This is a genomic window from Nocardioides sp. DN36, from assembly GCF_055380375.1.
The window spans coordinates 3,661,805-3,680,472 of sequence record NZ_AP043823.1; the positions used below are offsets into that span (position 1 = coordinate 3,661,805).

General features: G+C 73.9%; 14 protein-coding genes. 5 read left to right on the forward strand and 9 right to left on the reverse strand.

Annotated features, from left to right (window positions below; all coding sequences use genetic code 11):
• Positions 1-133: 133 nt before the first annotated feature.
• The 4 genes from ACZ43H_RS18495 to recC all read right to left on the reverse strand — a co-directional run bounded on the left by ACZ43H_RS18495 (position 134) and on the right by recC (position 9,205).
• Positions 134-757: an ACT domain-containing protein gene (locus ACZ43H_RS18495; RefSeq protein WP_464585346.1), complete on the reverse strand. Its 624-nt coding sequence runs from the start codon at positions 755-757 to the stop codon at positions 134-136.
• An 83-nt stretch (positions 758-840) separates the two neighbouring features.
• Positions 841-2,607 (reverse strand): exodeoxyribonuclease V subunit alpha, encoded by a 1,767-nt coding sequence (recD, locus tag ACZ43H_RS18500; RefSeq protein ID WP_464585348.1) that lies wholly within the window; start codon positions 2,605-2,607, stop codon positions 841-843.
• On the reverse strand, positions 2,604-5,903 hold the full coding sequence (gene recB, locus ACZ43H_RS18505) for an exodeoxyribonuclease V subunit beta (RefSeq protein ID WP_464585350.1): 3,300 nt from the start codon (positions 5,901-5,903) through the stop codon (positions 2,604-2,606). Before recB ends, recD begins: the two co-directional genes overlap by 4 nt.
• Positions 5,903-9,205 carry an exodeoxyribonuclease V subunit gamma gene (gene recC / locus ACZ43H_RS18510; RefSeq protein ID WP_464585352.1) on the reverse strand — a complete coding sequence of 1,101 codons (3,303 nt, stop codon included), beginning with the start codon at positions 9,203-9,205 and terminating at the stop codon, positions 5,903-5,905. Before recC ends, recB begins: the two co-directional genes overlap by 1 nt.
• 83 nt (positions 9,206-9,288) lie before the next feature.
• On the opposite strand from recC, the gene ACZ43H_RS18515 reads away from it, so the two are divergent.
• From ACZ43H_RS18515 to ACZ43H_RS18535, 5 genes are all read left to right on the forward strand, one after another.
• Entirely contained in the window at positions 9,289-9,579 is a 291-nt protein-coding gene (locus tag ACZ43H_RS18515; protein ID WP_464585354.1) for a DUF1330 domain-containing protein, read from the forward strand.
• Between the two features lie 51 nt (positions 9,580-9,630).
• Positions 9,631-10,377, forward strand: coding sequence for a DUF1684 domain-containing protein (locus ACZ43H_RS18520; protein ID WP_464585356.1), 747 nt, complete (start codon positions 9,631-9,633; stop codon positions 10,375-10,377).
• A 237-nt stretch (positions 10,378-10,614) separates the two neighbouring features.
• Complete coding sequence (locus ACZ43H_RS18525; RefSeq protein ID WP_464585357.1) at positions 10,615-11,430, forward strand: IclR family transcriptional regulator; 816 nt, start codon at positions 10,615-10,617, stop codon at positions 11,428-11,430.
• 62 nt (positions 11,431-11,492) lie between these two features.
• On the forward strand, positions 11,493-12,791 hold the full coding sequence (locus tag ACZ43H_RS18530) for a glucarate dehydratase family protein (protein ID WP_464590868.1): 1,299 nt from the start codon (positions 11,493-11,495) through the stop codon (positions 12,789-12,791).
• Positions 12,788-13,798, forward strand: coding sequence for a 2-hydroxyacid dehydrogenase (locus ACZ43H_RS18535; protein WP_464585359.1), 1,011 nt, complete (start codon positions 12,788-12,790; stop codon positions 13,796-13,798). Before ACZ43H_RS18530 ends, ACZ43H_RS18535 begins: the two co-directional genes overlap by 4 nt.
• A 147-nt stretch (positions 13,799-13,945) precedes the next feature.
• Here the strand turns inward: ACZ43H_RS18535 and ACZ43H_RS18540 are convergent, their stop codons facing one another.
• The 5 genes from ACZ43H_RS18540 to ACZ43H_RS18560 are packed head-to-tail and all read right to left on the reverse strand — an operon-like array spanning position 13,946 to position 18,602.
• A complete protein-coding gene (locus ACZ43H_RS18540; protein WP_464585361.1) occupies positions 13,946-14,671 on the reverse strand; it encodes a TSUP family transporter in 726 nt (241 codons plus the stop codon).
• Positions 14,671-15,669 (reverse strand): ABC transporter ATP-binding protein, encoded by a 999-nt coding sequence (locus tag ACZ43H_RS18545; RefSeq protein WP_464585363.1) that lies wholly within the window; start codon positions 15,667-15,669, stop codon positions 14,671-14,673. Before ACZ43H_RS18545 ends, ACZ43H_RS18540 begins: the two co-directional genes overlap by 1 nt.
• Positions 15,666-16,685: an ABC transporter ATP-binding protein gene (locus tag ACZ43H_RS18550; RefSeq protein WP_464585365.1), complete on the reverse strand. Its 1,020-nt coding sequence runs from the start codon at positions 16,683-16,685 to the stop codon at positions 15,666-15,668. The genes ACZ43H_RS18545 and ACZ43H_RS18550 overlap by 4 nt, the downstream gene beginning before the upstream one ends.
• The gene (locus ACZ43H_RS18555; protein ID WP_464585367.1) at positions 16,682-17,662 is read right to left on the reverse strand and encodes an ABC transporter permease; all 981 of its coding nucleotides are present in this window, start codon (positions 17,660-17,662) and stop codon (positions 16,682-16,684) included. The genes ACZ43H_RS18550 and ACZ43H_RS18555 overlap by 4 nt, the downstream gene beginning before the upstream one ends.
• A gap of 10 nt (positions 17,663-17,672) precedes the next feature.
• The gene (locus ACZ43H_RS18560; protein WP_464585369.1) at positions 17,673-18,602 is read right to left on the reverse strand and encodes an ABC transporter permease; all 930 of its coding nucleotides are present in this window, start codon (positions 18,600-18,602) and stop codon (positions 17,673-17,675) included.
• Between the last annotated feature and the right edge of the window lie 66 nt (positions 18,603-18,668).

Consider the following 18,668-nt stretch of genomic DNA (forward strand, 5'->3'; position numbering starts at 1 on the left):
GACGTGTCCTGGCGTGAACCTGCGACAGGTCGGCGTGTCCTGGCGTGAAGCTGCGACAGGTCGACGTGTCCCGGCGTGAAGCTGCGACAGGTCGACGTGTCCTGGCGTGAAGCTGCGACAGGTCGACGTTCTCTCAGCCGGCCTTGGCGATCGACATCGCGAGGGCGACCAGGTGGCCGAGACGGGCGAGCTCGGAGTCGAGGAACTCCGGGCCGCCGCGGCGACCGATGACCACGATCTCGTGCTTGTTCAGCCGGGCCCCGACGTGGACGTTGTCGTCGGGGGTCTCCAGCCGGGCAGCCTTGCCGATCGAGGTGAACGCGAGGTCCTCCGGCGCGGCACCGGTGGCGTAGACCGTGCCCGCGGAGTCGCTGACCCGGGCCGCCCACTCCGCACGGAAGGTGACGGGCAGCAGGTCGATGAGCCGGTCCAGCGCCTCGGTCGGGTTCGCGGTCAGCTCCTCGACCGCCTCGAGGTCCAGGAACAGGTTGCCGCCGGCGGCGTACCGGCTGATCCACACGACCCGGACGCCGTCGAGCTGGTTGCACGCGGAGACGATCGAGTCCGGCATCACGCCGGGCGCGACCTCGAGGAGCACGTCGTCGACGGCGGTGGAGGCCTCGTGGCGCTTCTCGACGATCTCGATCGCCTCGATGTCGCCGCCGGCCTCACCGATCGCGCTCGCCACACGACCCAGCGAACCGGGCACGTCGGGCAGCTCCACGCGCAGCAGGAAGGGCATCTCAACTCCAGACATCAGGTTCACCGACCCTAGCGGTCACACGTTGCGCCAGGGTTTCGCCGCCCGGTCAGTGAGAGTGGCGGGTCAGGCGCAGGCGGTCATGCCCGGGAGAGCCGCAGGCGCAGGCCGCTGGCCCGCAGCGCACGGCGCTCGACGGCGGCGCGGACCTCGTCGGGCCCGCCGACCACGACGACCTTCTCCCGGGCCCGGGTGATGGCGGTGTAGAAGAGCTCCCGGGTGAGCAGGCGCGACTCCGGGGGCGGCAGCAGCACGACCACCTCGTCGGCCTGGCTGCCCTGGCTCTTGTGGATCGTCATCGCGTGCATCGTCTCGGCCTGGCCGAGCCGGCTGGTCGCGAGGTCGAGGCGGCGGGTGCTGCCGGCGACGTGGGCACGCAGCATGCCGTCGGCGCGGCGCACGACGACACCGGTGTCGCCGTTGTGCACGCCGAGGCCGTAGTCGTTCGCGGTGACCAGCAGCGGACGGCCGGAGTACCACGTGGACCAGATCGGTTCGCCGGTCTCGTCGGTCAGCCAGCGCTCGACCTGCCGGTTCCAGTGGCGTACGCCGTGGGGTCCCTCCCGGTGGGCACAGAGCAGGCGCTGCCGCTCGAGCAGCTCCAGCGCGGCCTCGACGTCACCACGATCGGCGGCCCGGACCAGCTCGAGGGCCCGGGGCACCAGCAGCTCGCGCAGCCGCGGCTCGGGGTCGGGGTCGCTGACCAGCTCGACGTGGCCGCCACCGGCCTCGAGCAGCGCCACGGCCTCGTCGGCGTCGCCGGCCCGCACCGCCTCGGCGAGCCGCCGGATCGACTCACCGAACCGGTGGGAGGTGCGCAGGGCGGCGATCCGCCGGTCATGGCGGGCGCCGAGGCCCTCGACGAGGTCCGCGAGGACGGCACCGGCCTCCACCGACGCCAGCTGGTCGGGGTCTCCGACGAGCAGCAGCCGGGCCTCGGGCCGGACCGCCTCCAGCAGCCGGGCCATCATCGTCAGCGACACCATCGAGGTCTCGTCGACGACCACGACGTCGTGGGGCAGGCGGTTCTCGCGGTGGTGGCGGAACCGGGCCGAGGTGTCCGGGCGCGGGCCGAGCAGGCGGTGCAGGGTGACCGCCTTCAGCGCACCGAGCCGGTCGCGGTCGGTCGCGGGGAGCTTGGCGACCTCCTCCTCGACTGCCTGCTGCAACCGGGCCGCGGCCTTGCCGGTGGGGGCGGCGAGGGCGATCCGCGGCGTCGCGCCGCCGGCCCGCTCCGCCTGCTCGGCGAGCAGGGCGAGCAGGGCGGCCACCGTGGTGGTCTTGCCGGTGCCGGGGCCGCCGGTGAGCACGGTCGTGCCCTGGGCGAGCGCCACCCGAGCGGCGGCGCGCTGCTCGTCGTACCCCTCGGCGGCGAAGACCCGGTCCAGCGAGTCCTCCAGCGCACTGGATTCGGCGGCCGGCAGGGGCGCGGGCGTCGGCCGGGCGAGCAGGTCGGCGCAGACCTGCTCCTCCTCGCGCCAGTAGCGGTCGAGGTAGAGCAACCGGTCGTCGAGCAGGCGCAGCACGGCGGGATCACCGGCGAGCGGGCTGGCCCCGATCGCGGCCAGCCAGTCCGCGGTCCTCGGCCAGGGCAGCTCGTCGACGCCGGTGTCGGCGGCGACGGTGGTGAGGTCGACGCAGACCGAACCGCCGCGGACCGCCCGCACCGCCAGGGCGACGGCCAGGGCCACGGTCTCGTCGGCATCGCCGGCCAGGGCGGTGACCCGCTGGGCGACGTGGACGTCGGCCGCCTCCACGACCCCCGCCTCGTTGAAGGAACGCAGCAGGCCGGTGGCGCCGAGCGCGAGCCGGTGGTCGCGCGGGTCGTCGGTCTCGAGCAGAGTCATCGGGCTCGTCTCCCGTCGAGGAGGTCGGACAGCGCGGTGACGAGTGCGGCCGGCGGGGACCAGCTGAACACCCCGGCGGGGTGGCCGTCGACGACGGGCGTCTCCTCGCCGCACATGCCGCGCACGTAGAGGTAGAGCACGCCGCCGAGGTGGGTGGCGGGGTCGTAGCCGGGCTGGCGCCACCGGAGGTAGCGGTGCACCACCACGACGTAGAGCAGGGCCTGCAGCGGGTAGTCGCTGTGCAGCATCGCCTCGGTGAGCCGGTTGCGGGTGTAGTCGGCCGCGGTCAGCGGCTGCTCCGGGTCGCCGAGCCGGTTGGTCTTGTAGTCGACGACGAGGTAGCGCGGACCGCCGTCGCCGGGGACCCGCAGCACCACGTCGATGGAGCCGGACAGGTAGCCGCGCAGCGACTGGTCGGCCAGGCCGGTGGTGAGCAGGCGGTCGGAGTACGGCGCGAGCGGGTCGTCGGCGGGCAGGTGCTTGCGCAGGAGGGCGCCCACGTCGGCCAGGCGTACGTCGGGGCCGGGCTCGCGGTCGCCCCCGCTGAGCGGGATCTCGAAGTCGAGCTCGCGGAGCCGGTCGGGCAGCCCGATCCCGCCGAGGGTCAGGCCGGGCGCGAGCGGGCCGAGGGGGGTGCGGTGGAGCGGGACCAGGGCTGCGGCGAGGTCCTCGACCGGCGTGTCGACCGGCCACCAGGCCAGCTGCTCGCGCACCTGCGCGGCGAGCTCGGCGGCGAGGTCGGCCGCGAACGGGTCGGCGTGCTCGAGCACCCCGTGGACGAGCGAGCCGAACGTCGCCCCGGCGGGCAGGTCGGCCATCGGCGAGACCACGTCGGCGCCCTGCGCCGGCGCCGGCTCGGCCAGCGGCAGGTCGCCCACCTCGTCGTCGAGCGCGACGACCTCGGGCTCGCTGCCCACGCCGCGGGACTCCTCGGCCGACCGGATCAGCCCGGAGTAGGAGGTGCGTCGCCAGGCGGTGTCGATGGCGCGGTCGAAGGTGCGCACCCCGAGGCCGCTCACCGGTGCCCGCGGCGGGACCGGGCCGGGGGCCGGGATCCGCGACTCCTCGACGACCGGCCCGTCCTGGGCCTCCCAGCCGCGGAAGATGCCCAGCACGTCGGGGTCAGCGATCTTCGGCTCGCACCGGTCGGGCACCGCCGCCTGGCCGGCCCCGCGACCCCGCAGCAGCCGGGAGAGGCCACCGTTGGGCTCGTCCCACGACGGCGCCCACCAGGCCACCACCTGGGACTGGGCCCGGGTCAGCGCGACGTAGGTGAGCCGGATGTCGTCGCCCGCCATCTCTTGGCGGCCCCTCGCCTCGATGGCGGCGAACCCGCGCTGGTCCTTGCCGCCGATGTCGAGGCAGCGCCGGTCGTCCTGGTGGTAGAGCACGATCTCGCGCGGGGGGACGTAGCGGTTGAAGCCGAAGGGCAGGTAGACGAGGGGGTACTGCAGCCCCTTGCTCACCCAGACCGTCATCACCTGGACCGCCGCGGCGTCGCTGTCGAGGCGGCGGTTGCGCTCGGCCGCCCCCTGCCGCTCGCGGGACTGGGTGCGCAGCCAGTCGAGCAGGGCCGGCAGCCCGAGGCGCTCGCGATGGGCGAGCTCGTGCAGGATCTGCGCGACGTGGGCGAGGTCGGTCATGTCCCGCTCGCCCCCGCGGTGCGCGAGCACCCGCGGCGCCAGTCCGGAGCGCACGGCTGCCTCGTGGACGGCGGCGATCCCGCGCTCGCGGGCGTGGTCGGCCCACTCGCGCAGGGTCTCCGCGACCCGGTCGGTCAGCCGGTCGCCCCCGGCCGCGAGGGTGGCGGCGGACTCGCCGAAGAACATCGTGGTCGCGGCCGCGCGCACCAGCCCGCTGCGGTGCGGCTGCTCGAACGCCTCGAGCAGGCACAGCCAGTCGGCGGCCGCGCGGGAGGCGAACACGTCGGTGTCGCCGGTGTAGACGGCCGGCACGCCCGCCGCCGCCAGCGCGTCCCGGCAGACCCGGGCGTCGCGGTGGGCCTCGACGATCACCGCGATGTCGCCGGCCTCGAGCGGCCGGCCGTCGTACGTCGCGCCGCTGGCGAGCAGCTCCTGGACGTCGGCGGCGAGGTCGGCGGCGACGTGGGCCCGCACGTCGTCCATGGGGACGGTGCGGGTGCCGCGCAGCCCGAACTTCTCCCGGGTCACGACCCGCAGCCGGAAGGGGTCGTTGTGGGGCGCGCCGGCCAGTCGGTGCGTGCGGTGCTTCGCCTCCACGTCGCGCACGACGATGTCGGGGTGGCCCAGGGCTGCACCCCGCAGCACCGTCTGGAGCCGTTCGACCAGCGGGGCGTCGCTGCGCCAGTTGGTGCCGAGCGTCCACCGCCGGTCGGCCTTCCGGGCCGCCTCGAGGTAGGTGACGATGTCGCCGCCGCGGAAGGCGTAGATCGCCTGCTTGGGGTCACCGATCAGGACGACCGTCGCGTGGCCCACGAAGGCCCGCTCGATCACCTTCCACTGGACCGGGTCGGTGTCCTGGAACTCGTCGACCAGCACGATGCGCCAGCGCCGGCGCATCCGCGCGCGGGCCGGGGCGTCGTCGGCCTCCAGCGCGGTGGCCAACCGGCTCAGCAGGTCGTCGTACCCCAGGATGCCGAGGCGGCGCTTGCGGGTCTCGAGCTCGGCCAGCACGTCGTGGGCGAAGCCCACCCGGACCGCCTCCACCGACCCCTCGGCGGGGTCGGTGGGGGTGAGCACGGTCTGCGGGTTGGCGACGACCTCGCGGGCCAGCCCCAGCGCCTGCGCGCGGGTGAGGACCGGGGAGTCCTTCTGGTGGCCGAACCGGCGCAGGTAGAGGTCGTCGACGACCTCGGTGACCAGCTCGTCGAGGCTCTCCACGAGGGTGACGCCGGCGTCGGTGTCACCGGCGACGCCCAGCGAGCGGAGCACGAGCTGGCAGAACTGGTGGGTGGTGGCGATGGTGGCCGCGTCGAAGGAGGCGAGGGCGTCGCGCAGGTGGTGGCGCCGGCTCGCGAGCTCCTCCTCGCTGCCGGTGACGAGGTGGGCGAGCAGCTCGTTCTCGCCGACCGTGGAGGGGTCCTCGAGGGCGCGGGCGGCCTCGACCAGCGCCCCGCGCACCCGCTCCCGCAGCTCCTGGCTGGCCGCCCGGCCGAAGGTGATGAGCAGCATCTCGTCGAGGGTGGCGACACCTTCGGCGACATAGCGGGTCACCAGGCCGGCGAGCGTGAAGGTCTTGCCGGTGCCGGCGCTCGCCTCCAGCACCACGGTGGTGGCGCCGGTCGGCAGGTCGCCGAGGAGGTCGAAGGGTTCCATCACAGGCCCGTCCGTTCGCAGCGCAGCAGCGGCAGCCAGACCCGCGCGGCCAGGGCACCGAGCCGGGTGTCCTCGCCCTCGACGGCCTCCCCGGGCGGGACCGGGCCGAGCAGCCGGTCCAGCGGCGCCCGCACACCCCACACCCGCTCGTGGGCGGGCTCGGCGTCCTCGGCGGGGTAGCTGCCGCTCTTCCACTTGCGGCGGGCCGCGTCGAGCGGGTCGTCGTGGTGGTGGCGCGCGCTGGCCCACGCGAACGACGTCTTCAGGGGCAGCGGCAGCGGCTCGCGGCGCCCGGCGTCGTAGATCGCGACCAGGTCCTGGAGCAGGCCGAGCGGCTCGTCGTCGGCGGGACCGAGCAGCCGCTGGGCGGGGGCGGTGCCGCGGGCGGCGCGGCCGATGGTGAGCGCCGTCCAGTTGTGGTCCGGGCGGCCGGCGGCCAGCGCCAGCAGCCGGATCCACGACTCCAGCAGGTGCTTGCCGTCGAGCCGGGAGTAGCCCACGGCGACCAGCCGGTCGGCGTACACCGGTGTGACCGTGCCGGTGAGCCGACGGCCGCCGCCGAGCTCGACGTCGACGTCGTAGGCCTTGGGGGCGACCTGGCGGTGGGTGAGCGCCGCGATCGCCAGCTGCATCGCCTGGTCGCGGACCTGGCCGGCCTTGCGCCAGCCGAGCTGACCCGGCGGCAGCGCACCCCGGCGCCACTCGGCGGCCAGGGCCTGGTCGGGGTGGAGGCCGCGGAGCATGTCGGCGAGCATCCGGTCGCCGACGCCCCAGGTCTCCAGCGCGTCGATCTCCACCGGCATCTGGTCGGAGACGCCGTCGACGTCCCACGGCAGGGTGAGGTCCAGGGCCCGGAAGAACCCCTTGACCGGGTCGCGGAAGAAGGCGAGCAGGTCGGTCAGCGCCACGTCCTCGACCGGCGCCGGCGGGAGCGGGGCGGGCAGGAAGTCGGGGGCCGGCGGGCGGTCCCGCTCGACCGTCTCGGCGGCCACGAGCATCGCCGGGTCGAACGTGAACGGCGACGCCACGCCGAGAGCACCGGGGGTCACGTTGCGGACGTCGAACGGCTGGAGGGGGTGCTCGACGACCAGCCGGTCGCGCACCGGCGCGCCGGTCGTGCGGTCGAGAGCGTCGAGCAGCTCGCCGAGAGGGACGGCGGGGGGCCGCGGCTGGCCGCTGTGCTCGTTGGCCCCGGTGTAGGTGACCACGAGCCGCTCGGTCGCCGCGCCGATCGCGTCGAGCAGGAGCTGGCGGTCCTCGGAGCGGACGTCGCGCTCGCCGGTCATCGGGTCCCGCGCCAGCGCGTCGTCGCCGTCGACCAGCCCGGCCCGCGGGAAGACCCCGTCGTCGAGGCCGAGCAGGCAGACGATCCGGTGCGGCACGGAGCGCATCGGCACCATCGTGCAGACCGTGAGGGTGCCGGTGCGGAAGTTGGCGCGGGTCGGGCGGCCGGCGAGGTGGCCGCCGAGGAGCGCCCGGACGTCGGTCAGCCGCATCGGGGTGTCCTCGCGCGACGTCGCTTCGGCCAGCACCGCGGCGAACTCGCGCTGCACCTGGCCGGTCTGCCACTGGTCGGCCCGGTCCACCCGGGTCAGCGCCGCGATCCCGTCGGTCAGGGCGGCGAGCCAGTCGGCGAGCCGGCGGGTGCCGGTCAGCGCGTCCGTGGCGACCGTGAGCCGCTCCACGAACTCCGAGAGCCGGCCGGCCAGCTCGACGTGGTTGCTGCCGACGTCGTCGAGCGGGAGCGTGGTGCCGAGCCAGGCCCGGGAGTCCTCGGAGAGGGCGACGCCGGCGAGCACCCGGTCGACGCCGAACTGCCAGGTGTTCTGCAGGAACTGCTCCAGGCCGAAGGGCGCGCGGTGCTCCTTGTCGAAGCCCCACCGCACACCGGACTCACGCACCCACGCGGTCACGGTGTCGAGGTCGTCGTCGGTGAACCCGAAGCGGCGGCGCACCGGGGCGGCCTGGGCCAGGTCGAGGACGGCGCTGGCGGTCGCCCGGCCGCCGGCGAGGTCGAGCAGCTGGGCGGCGACGCCGAGCAGCGGGTTGGTCTGGGTGAGCGCCCGGTCGGCCAGCCGGACCCGGAGCCGGTGGGCCGGGTGCCCGTCCTCGACGACGTCTCCGAGACCGAAGCCGGCGGTGATCAGGGGCGCGTAGGTCTCGATGTCGGGGCACATCACGAGGATGTCCCGCGGCTCGAGCGTGGGGTCGTCCTCGAGGAGGCCCAGGAGCACCTCGCGGAGCACGTCGACCTGGCGGGCGGGGCCGTGGCAGCTGTGCACCTGCACCGACCTGTCGTCCTCCCCGAGCGCCCGCCCGCCGGGACGGACCTCGTTGGCCGCCAGGTCGGACTGAAGCCAGCCCAGCAGGGTGTCGGGCGCCGGCGGCCCGTCGTGGTGGTGGTCGACGGCGCCGGTGACCGCGAGGCTGCGCTGGAGCTCGCGCACGTCCCGGCCGAGGGTGGCGAGCAGCGGGTGGTCGACCCGGCGGTGGCCGTGGTCCTCGCGGCGCGGCACCGGGCCGGTCTCCCCGACCAGCGCACGCCACATCACGTCGCTGGGGTGCGGCAGCCAGACGTGGACGTCGTGGGCCTGCGCCAGCGCGGTCAGCAGCTCGATCTCGGTCACGGGCATGCGCGTGTGGCCGAACAGCGAGAGCCGCGGCGGCAGGTCGGGGACCCCCTCGCGCAACCGGGCCAGCGCGGCGGTGTGCCGCTCGTGCGGCGGGGGCGCACCGACCCGGTCGACCAGCGCCCGCCACAGCGGCGGCTGCCAGGCCAGGTCGTCGTCGAGATCGCCTCCGCAGCCGTCGGTGGCGCGCCCCTCGAGCCAGTCGACGGGCAGCTGCGGCCGCTGCACGGCGTACGACGCGAACAGGCCGGCGATCCGCCGGGCGACGGCGTAGCGCCGGCCGCGCCGGAACTCGCCCTCGGCGCTGGTGTCGCCGTGGCCGAGGTGGCGGGCCAGGGTGTGGTTCCACGGCTGGTCGAGGGTCTCGTCGACGACCTCGAGCAGCGGCCACGCCAGCGCGTCGGGCGACCACGGGTCGTCGTGCACGGTGCCGGTCAGCTCGGCGACCAGGGAGCGCGGCGAGCGGAACTCGACGCCCGCGCAGACGCCGTCCAGCGCCTCCCCACGGCCCAGCCGGTGCGAGAGCCGCTGGCTCAGCCACCGCTCGACGCCCCGGGCCGGGACCAGCACCAGCTCGGTGGCGAACGGGTCCTCCAGCGGCTGCGCGAGCAGGTCGCCGAGGGCGTCGGCGAGCAGGTCGGTGCGCGGGGCGCGGTGGAGGTGGAGCGTCACGGACGGCACCCTATGCGGGAGCGCCGACGGTCGACGGTGGTCCCACACGGGCGGGGTTGTGCCGGGGAGGCAGGATGTCGGCCATGACCGCCTACTGGATCAGCCTCTACAAGGAGATCGTCGACGAGGCCAAGGTCGCGGCGTACGCCGAGCTGGCCGGCCCCGCGCTGCGCGCGGCCGGGGGCACCTTCGTCGCGCGCGGGCTGCCGGAGCAGACCTACGAGTCGGGCGAGAAGACCCGGACGGTCCTCATCGAGTTCGAGTCGGTCGAGGCCGCACGCGCCGCGCACGACTCCCCCGCCTACCAGGAGGCGCTGGCCGCCCTCGACGGTGGTGCCGTCCGGGACATGCGCATCGTGCCCGGGGTGGGGTGAGAGGTGCCGGCGGCCGCCATCGGCCGACCCGGGGGGTGGCACGATGCGGCCGTGAGTGAGTTCCGGACCGGGTGGCAGTCGTGGCGCGAGGCCCGTGAGCGGCGGCTGCGGGACCCGCAGGGCTGGCTCGCCATCACCGCGATCCACTGGCTGACCGCGACGCCGCAGCGCTTCGACGACGTGCCCGGCGCGTGGTCCGCCGACGAGCGTGGCGCCGCGGTCACCCTCCAGCGGGGCGAGACCCTCACGAAGGGCGACTCGGACCTCACCCCCGGTACCCATCTGCTCGGCCCGCTCGACGAGGCCGGCCTGACGGTGGCGTACGGCGACGCCGTGGCCCAGGTGGCCGGTCGCGACGGGCGCACCATCCTCCGTCCCCGCCACCCTGACTCCCCGAACCTGCGCGCCTACCGCGGCACCCCGTGCTACCCGCCCGACCCCGGGTGGGTCCGCGTGGCGCGCTTCGAGCCGTACGCCGAGCCCGACGGCGACGCCGTGGGCGAGGTCGTGCTCGAGCACGACGGGGCCGAACACCGGCTGGTCGCGTGGGGCGAGGACGACGGCTCCCTCTGGATCCTGTTCCGCGACGCCACCTCGGGCGTCACGACGTACCCGGCCAACCGCCAGCTCCTGACCGCGCCTGCGTCGCCCGACGGCACGGTGGTCCTCGACTTCAACCGGGCGACCAACATGCCCTGCGCCTACACCGACTTCGCCACCTGTCCGCTCCCGCCTGCCGCCAACACGCTGCCGTTCGCTGTCGAGGCGGGCGAGCAGGTGCCGGACCTCCGGCAGTAGCGCGAGGGCTCGGGCTCAGGCCTCCAGCTGCCGCACGGGTACGTCGAGGCGGTCGGCACGGGCCGGATCGTCGCGCTGCGCCGCTGGGACCGGGTTGCGGGATACGCACACCTGCAGTCCTTCGTACGCATATGTGGACGGTCTGCTACGTGGGCGACTACCCTTGAGTAGCGACAGGCACACCCCGCCGGTCGCAGCAGGACCCGACCGGGACACCGACGTCCGAACGGAGCAACGATGACCGACGGCACCAGCGCCGAGGCCGCCCCCGCCAACGGGGTGCGCGAGGTGAAGTCCGCGGCGCGGACCGTGGAGATCCTCGAGTTCCTCGCCGCCCGCCAGAACCGTCCCGTGCGTCTGCGCGAGCTGAGCGAGGCGCTGGGAGTGCCGCGCAGCAGCCTGCACGCGCTGCTGCGCACCCTGGCCAAGCACGGCTGGGTGCGCGCGGACACGACGGGCACGCTCTACGGGATCGGCATTCGGGCCCTGCTCGCCGGCACGACCTACCTCGACACCGACCCGTACCTGCCGCTGGTGACGCCGTTCCTCGACGAGCTGCACGAGAAGCTCGACGAGACCTTCCACTTCGGGCGCATCGACGGCTCGGACGTGGTCTACCTCGCCACCCGCGAGTCCAGCCAGTACCTCCGCCCCTACAGCCGGGTCGGTCGCCGCCTGCCGGCGTACTCGACCTCGCTGGGCAAGGCGATCCTGGCCGACCAGTCCACCGAGGAGCGCGCCGAGCACCTCCCCGCGACGCTGGACCCCCTCACCCCGCACACCATCACCGACCGCGACGCGCTGGCCGCCGAGCTCGAACGGACCCGCGGGCGGGGCTACGCCATCGACAACGAGGAGAACACCCTGGGCCTGCGGTGCTTCGCGGTCGCCCTGCACTACCTCGAGCCGGCCACCGACGCGATCAGTGCGTCGGTGCCGCTGGCCCGGCTCACCCCCGAGCGGGAGGCGGAGATCGTGCAGTCGCTGCGCGTCGTGAGCGAGAAGATCACCCGCGTCGTCGGCCCGCTCAGCCAGAGCCTCGCCTGGCGCTGATTTCTCATACGGGACCCTTGTCCCCATATGTAGACGCATGGCACAATCGTGGCGTGACCACGATGGAGACTGCCACGACCCGTCCGAGCACCGCGCAGCACCGGATCACCGCCGTCCAGGTGACCCCGGTGGCCTTCCGTGACCTGCCCCTGCTGAACACCGTCGGCGTGCACGAGCCGTTCGCGCTGCGCAGCATCGTGGAGGTGGTCACCGAGGACGGCACCTACGGCCTCGGCGAGTCGTACGGCGACCTGCCGCACCTCCAGCGCCTGCAGAGGGCCGCGACCGGACTGGTCGGCGTCGACGTGTGGGACACCAACGCGATGCTCCGCGTGGTGGTCGAGTCGCTGCGCACCGACGACGGGCTCGGCGGCCACGGCATGGGCGGCATGGTGATGACGTCCTCGACCGCCGACCGGGTGCTCTCGCCGTTCGAGGTCGCCGCGCTCGACGTCCAGGGCAAGCTGACCGGGCTGCCGGTCTCGACCCTGCTCGGCGGCGCGGTCCGCGACCGGGTCGCCTACTCGGCGTACCTCTTCTACAAGTGGGCGGGCCACCCCGGCCAGGAGGACGACGACTGGGGCGCGGCGCTCGACCCGGAGGGGCTGGTGCGCCAGGCCCGCCGGATCGTGGACGAGTACGGCTTCTCCGCGATCAAGCTCAAGGGCGGCGTGTTCCACCCCGACGAGGAGGTGGCCGCGATCCGGGCGCTGCGCGCGGAGTTCCCCGACCACCCTCTGCGGCTGGACCCGAACACCGCCTGGACGGTGCCGACCTCGATCAAGGTGGCCCAGGACCTCGAAGGGGTCGTGGAGTACCTCGAGGACCCGACCCCCACGATCGAGGGGATGGCGGCGGTGGCGCGGGAGGCCTCGATGCCGTTGGCCACCAACATGGCAGTGGTCAGCTTCGACCACCTGCCCCCGTCGATCGCCCAGGACGCCGTGCAGGTCGTCCTCTCCGACCACCACTTCTGGGGCGGGCTGCGCCGCTCGCAGACCCTGGGCGCGATCTGCCAGACCTGGGGGATGGGGCTGTCGATGCACTCCAACAGCCACCTCGGCATCTCGCTCGCGGCGATGACCCACTTGGCGGCCGCGACGCCGAACCTCGACTACGCCTGCGACACGCACTGGCCGTGGAAGGACCTCGAGGACGACGTGATCGTCCCCGGCGCGATCGGCTTCGCCGACGGTGCGGTCGCGGTGCCGACCGCCCCCGGCCTGGGCGTCGAGCTGGACCGGGACCGGCTCGCGCGGCTGCACGACCAGTACGTCGCCTGCGGCATCCGCAACCGCGACGACACCGGCTACATGCGCCGCGTCCAGCCCGACTTCGACCCCAGCAGCCCGCGCTGGTGAGCAGTCCGGACGGCGGCCAGGTGGACGGTCTGCACGTGCTCGTCACCGAGCCGGTCATGGCCCGGTTCGCCGACGTGCTGACCCGCGACGGCACCTCGCCGCACACCTGGACCTTCGTGTTCGGCGACGACCCGGCGCTGCTCGAGGCGGCCGCGACCGCTGACGTGCTGGTCTGTTCCTCGGCGACGCCGGAGCTGCTGGCGGTGGTGCCGCGGCTGCGCCTGGTGCACGTCACCGGCGCGGGCGTGGACAAGATCGCGGTCGACGCGCTGCCCGACGGCGTGCTGCTCGCCAACACCTTCCACCACGGCCGCTCGATCGCCGAGCACGTGATGATGACCGCGATGATGCTGCTGCGCGGCGTGCTCCGCTCGGAGCGCGACATGCGCGGCGGTGTCTGGCACAACGCGATCGTCGACCGGTCCTACCCCTTCGGCGGCGTCCTCGCCGGCCGCACCCTCGGCGTCGTCGGCTTCGGCGAGATCGGCTCCACGGTCGCCCGGCTCGGCGCGGCGATGGGCATGGAGGTCCGGACCGTACGCCGCTCCCCCGACGCTCCCCTCCCGCCCGGCGTCGACGTGGCCTGGGTGGGTGGGGAGGACCAGCTGCACGAGCTGCTCGCCGCCTCCGACGTGGTGGTGGTGACGATCCCGCTCACCGACGCCACCCGCGGCCTGATCGACGCTGCCGCCCTGGCCGCCATGAAGCCGACCGCGATCCTCGTCAACGTCGCCCGCGGCGCGGTCGTCGACGAGAACGCGCTGCACACCGCCCTCACCGACGGCACCATCGCCGGCGCCGGCATCGACGTGTGGTGGCGCAACCCGCGCGACCCGGACGCTCCCCCGCCGTCATACCTGGACTTCACCGGCCTCGACAACGTCGTGCTCACCCCACACCAGTCCGGTCACACCGCCGAGGTCTTCGCCGGCCGGGCGCGCGACATCACCGACAACGTGGACGCGCTTGCCGCGAGACGCTCCCTTCGGAACGTCGTCGAGCGGTAGACGCGGCCCTCCGGCCTCGCCGAACGCCGTTGATGCTGCAGCCCTCAGCCGGGAGGCCGGGTCACTGGCGGCAGAGTGACGCGGACAGCCAGGGACCCTGCTGGTGACTCATCGGCACCTCCCCCAGCGAGGCCCGGCCGACAACTGTCAGACCAGCTGCTGACCGATCAGCACCAGCGCCCCGAAGAGCGACACCGAGATCGCGGTGATCCGCAGCCTTCGGGGGTCGAGGACCCGGTTGAGGGCGAGGGAGAGGGCGAAGCCCAGGACCGGGGCCGGGACCAGGAAGGCGACGGCCACCAGCGTGGCGTGGGTGATCGAGCCGGTCAGCGCGAGCGTGAGGACAGAGAGGGCCGACCCGATCAGGAAGAAGCCGCTGATCGTGCCCCGGTAGCCCGAGCCCTGCTTGCCCTGCCACACCAGCGCCATCGGCGGGCCGCCGATCGACGTGGCCGTCCCCAGCAGGCCCGAGGTGGTGCCGGCGAGAACCAGGGCCGGGCGGGTTGGGCGCGGCGCCCAGCCCAGCGAGGTGAGCAGCACCCCGAAGAGCACGACGCCGGCGAGCATCAGCGCCAGGCCGCGCTCGGGGAGCGCGGCGACCAGCAGGGCGCCCGCGACCGTGCCCGGCACCCGGCCCACCAGCGCCCAGCCGGTGCCCCCGAGGTCGATGTGCTGGCGCTCGGTGAGGACGACGAGCAGCGTGACCACCACGGCCAGCAGGATCAGCGTCCCCGGCAGCAGGCCCGGGTCCACGATGGCCACGATCGGCGCGGCGAGCATGCCCATGCCGAAACCGATCGATGCCTGCAGCGCCGCGGCGAGCACCACCGCCGTCGCGATCACCAGGTAGCCGAGGAGCGAGACCTCCCCCATCACGCCGACGCCACGACGGCGGCCGGCTCCAGGGGGTGGAAGCACTCCGCGGTGTGCGCCCCGTCGACCGGGTCGACCGCCGCAGGGGGTACGGCGGTCGCGCACTCCTCGGTGGCCTTCCAGCACCGCGTGCGGAACCGGCAGCCCGAGGGCGGGTCCAGCGGCGAGGGGATCTCCCCGGACAGGATGATCTGCTCGCGCCGGGTCCCGCGGTCCAGCGACGGGGCGGCCGACATCAGCGCCGCGGTGTAGGGGTGCTGCGGCCGGTCGAAGGCCGGCTCGGTGGCCCCCTGCTCGACGATCCGGCCGAGGTACATCACCACGACGCGGTCCGCCACGTGCCGCACGACCGAGAGGTCGTGGGAGATGAACAGGTAGGACACGCCCAGCTCCTGCTGGAGGTCGTTCAGCAGGTTGAGCACTTGCGCCTGCACCGACAGGTCGAGGGCCGAGACCGGCTCGTCGCAGACGATGACGTCCGGGTTGAGCGCGAGCGCGCGGGCGATGCCGAGCCGCTGGCGCTGGCCACCGGAGAACTCCTGGGGGTACTTGTCCGCGTCCGAGGGGCGCAGCCCGACCAAGTGCAGCAGCTCGCGCATCCGCGCGGACCGGTCCCGCGAGCTGCGGTAGAGACCGCGGTGGGTCAGCCACGGCTCGGAGACGATGTCGCCGGCGGACATCCGCGCGTTGAGCGAGGCGAACGGGTCCTGGAAGACCATCTGCACCCGGCGGCGGAAGGCCAGCAGGTCGGCGCCCTTGAGCGCCCACGGGTCGACCCCGTCGAAGGTGACCTCCCCGGAGTCCGGGCGCTCGAGCATCAGCAGCGTCCGGGCGAGCGTGGACTTGCCGCAACCCGACTCCCCCACCAGGCCCAGGGTCTCGCCGCGGCGCAGGTCGAACGACACCCCGTCCAGTGCCCGCAGCTCGCGGGTCCGGCCGCCCTGGCGGACCGGGAAGATCTTGGTCAGGTCGTTGACCCGGAGCAGCGGCTCGCTCACCGGGACACCTCCTCGGAGAAGTGGCAGGCCGCGACGTGGCCGAGGGCCACCTCGAGGGGCTCGGGCCGCTGGGCGCGGCACAGGTCGGTCACCAGCGGGCACCGGTCCTGGTAGACGCAGCCGGACGGGATCGCGTGCAGCTCCGGCGGAGCGCCGCCGATCGACCTCAGGTCGCTGCCGCGCTCGGCTCCGACCGGCACCGAGTCCAGCAGGCCCTTGGTGTACGGGTGCTTAGGGAACCCGAAGACCTCCGCCACCGGGCCCTGCTCGACCACGTTGCCGGCGTACATCACCACCACCCGGTCGGCCTGCTCGGCCACCAGCGCGAGGTCGTGGGTGATGAGCACGACCGCCATGTCGCGCTCCTCGCGCAGATCGCGCAGCAGCTTCATGATCTGCGCCTGCACGGTGACGTCGAGCGCCGTGGTCGGCTCGTCGGCCAGGAGCACCGACGGCGAGAGGGCCACCGCGATCGCGATCAGCAGCCGCTGGCGCATGCCGCCGGAGAACTGGTGGGGGTAGGCGTCGACCCGGCTCTCGGGCTCGGGGATGCCGACCCGCTCCATCAGCCTGATCGCCTCCGCCCGGGCCGCCTTCTTCGACATCCCGCGATGGATCCGGAACGGCTCCGCGAGCTGGTAGCCCACCGTGTAGACGGGGTTCAGCGCGGTCAGCGCGTCCTGGAAGACGATCGCCAGCTCGGGGCCGGCCAGCGCGCGGCGGGTCTTCGACGAGGCCGTGACCAGGTCCGTGCCGGAGAGGCGTACGGCGCCCTCCTCGACGTGCGCGACCGGGGCCAGCAGCCCGACGACGGCCTGGGCGGTCATCGACTTGCCGCACCCGGACTCGCCGAGCAGGGCAAGGGTCTCGCCGCGGCGGGCCCGGAAGCTGACCGTGTCGACGGCGCGGACGACTCCCCGCGGCGTACGGATGTCGACGCACAGGCCGTCGACCTCGAGGGCGACCTCGTGGGCCGAGGTGTCCGGCACGCCGGCCTCCTGGATCGTGGTGGTCACGAGGGTGCTCCCTTCGGGGTCTTCGCGCCGGCACGGCGGCGCGCCCGGCGCGGCACCGTGAGCCGCCAGCGCTGGTCGGGGTCGGTGGCGATGCGGACCCAGGCCGCGAGGATCGTCGCGGACACCGTGGTGACGACGATGGCCAGGCCGGGGAAGAACGAGAGCCACCAGGCGGTCTGCAGGTAGGTACGGCCCTGGGCGACCATCAGGCCCCAGCTCACGTCCGGCGGCTGGATGCCGATGCCCAGGAAGCTCAGCGAGGACTCGGCCAGCATCACGTAGCAGAAGTCGATGGTGGCGACGGTGAGCAGCGTGGGCAGCACGATCGGGAAGACGTGGCGCCGGATGATCGCCGACGGCTTGGTCCCGAAGGTGCGGGCGGCGTCCACGAAGGTCCGGCTCTGCAGCTCGGCGGACTCGGCACGCGCGGTGCGCAGGTAGATCGGGATCCGGGTGATGGCCAGGACCAGCACGATGTTGCCGGCGCTGGGCGAGAAGACGTAGAGCACGACCACCGCCATCAGCAGGGACGGGAAGCTCAGGATCACGTCGGCGACCCGCATCGCCACGGTCTCGCGCCAGCCGCGGTGGTAGCCGGCCCACATCCCGATCAGCGAGCCGATCACCAGCGAGACCAGCACCGCGGGGACCGCCACCTCGAACGTCGTCCGGGCGGCCACCACCAGCCGGGCGATCATGCTGCGGCCCAGCGAGTCGGTGCCGAGGAAGTACAGCCAGCCGTCCGCCATCGAGAACGGCGGGGTCGCGCCGCGCTGGAGGTCCTGGTCGTTGGCGTGGTCGCCGACCAGGAAGGGCCCGAACACCGCGACCAGGGTCATGAGCAGCAGCACCACGGCGGCCACGGTGGCGACCTTGTCGCGCCACAGCATCCGCCACAGGCGCACCTTGCCCGGGGCCGTGGGCTCCGCGGCCGCCTCGGACTCGGTCGGGACGGGCGGGTCGATGAGCGTCGTCACGTCGGCCTCCTCAGACCTTCGCCGTCTCGCGCACGCGGGCGTCGAGCAGGGCGTAGCAGACGTCGATGGCGATGTTGAGCAGGAAGATCGTCACCGCGGTGAGCAGCACGGCGGCCTGCAGGACGGCGAAGTCGCGGCCGAGGATCGAGTCGATCATCAGCTTGCCGATGCCGGGCCAGCCGAAGATCGACTCCACCACGACCGCGCCGTTCACCAGGCCGACGGCCAGGTCGCCCGCCACGGTGAGCGCGGGAGCCGCCGCGTTCCGCAGCGCGTGGTGCGTGACGACCCGCACGTCGGTGGCGCCCTTGCTGCGGGCCAGCCGGACGTACGGCGCGGACAGCGCTGAGACCATCGCGCCGCGCACCACCTGGGTCAGCACGCCCACCGGCCGGATCGCCAGCGTGGCCACCGGGAGCACCCACGAGAGCAGTCCGGCGTCGACGCCCGAGGTGGGCAGCACGCCGAGGACGACGGCGAAGATCCAGACGCCGGTGATCGCGAACCAGAAGTCCGGCACGCTGGCGGCGGTCATGGAGACGAAGGACGCGACTCGGTCGGCCAGCGAGTTGGGCCGGTAGGCGGCCCAGCTGCCGATCACGACGGAGAGCACCACCGCGATCAGCATCGTCGTGAAAGCCAGCTGCAGCGTGGCGGGGAAGGCCCGCAGCGCCATGGCCGAGGCGGACTCGCCGGTGCGCAGCGACGTACCGAAGTCCAGGTGCAGCACGCCCTGGAGGTAGTCGACGATCTGCTGCCAGACCGGGAGGTCGAGGCCGTGGGACTCGGCGAACGCCTCGCGCTGGGCCGGGGTCGCCGACTCGGGCAGGTAGAGCGAGGCCGGGTCACCGGTGAGCCGGGCCAGCACGAACACGCCCAGCAGGACGAAGATGAGCGGCAGCGTGCTGGTCAGCGCCCGCTTGCGCAGGAAGGGGAACATCGCGACCTCGCAGGGTCTCGGGGATCAGGGTCGGGGAGCCGGTGCGGCCGGCCCGGGTGGCCCGGG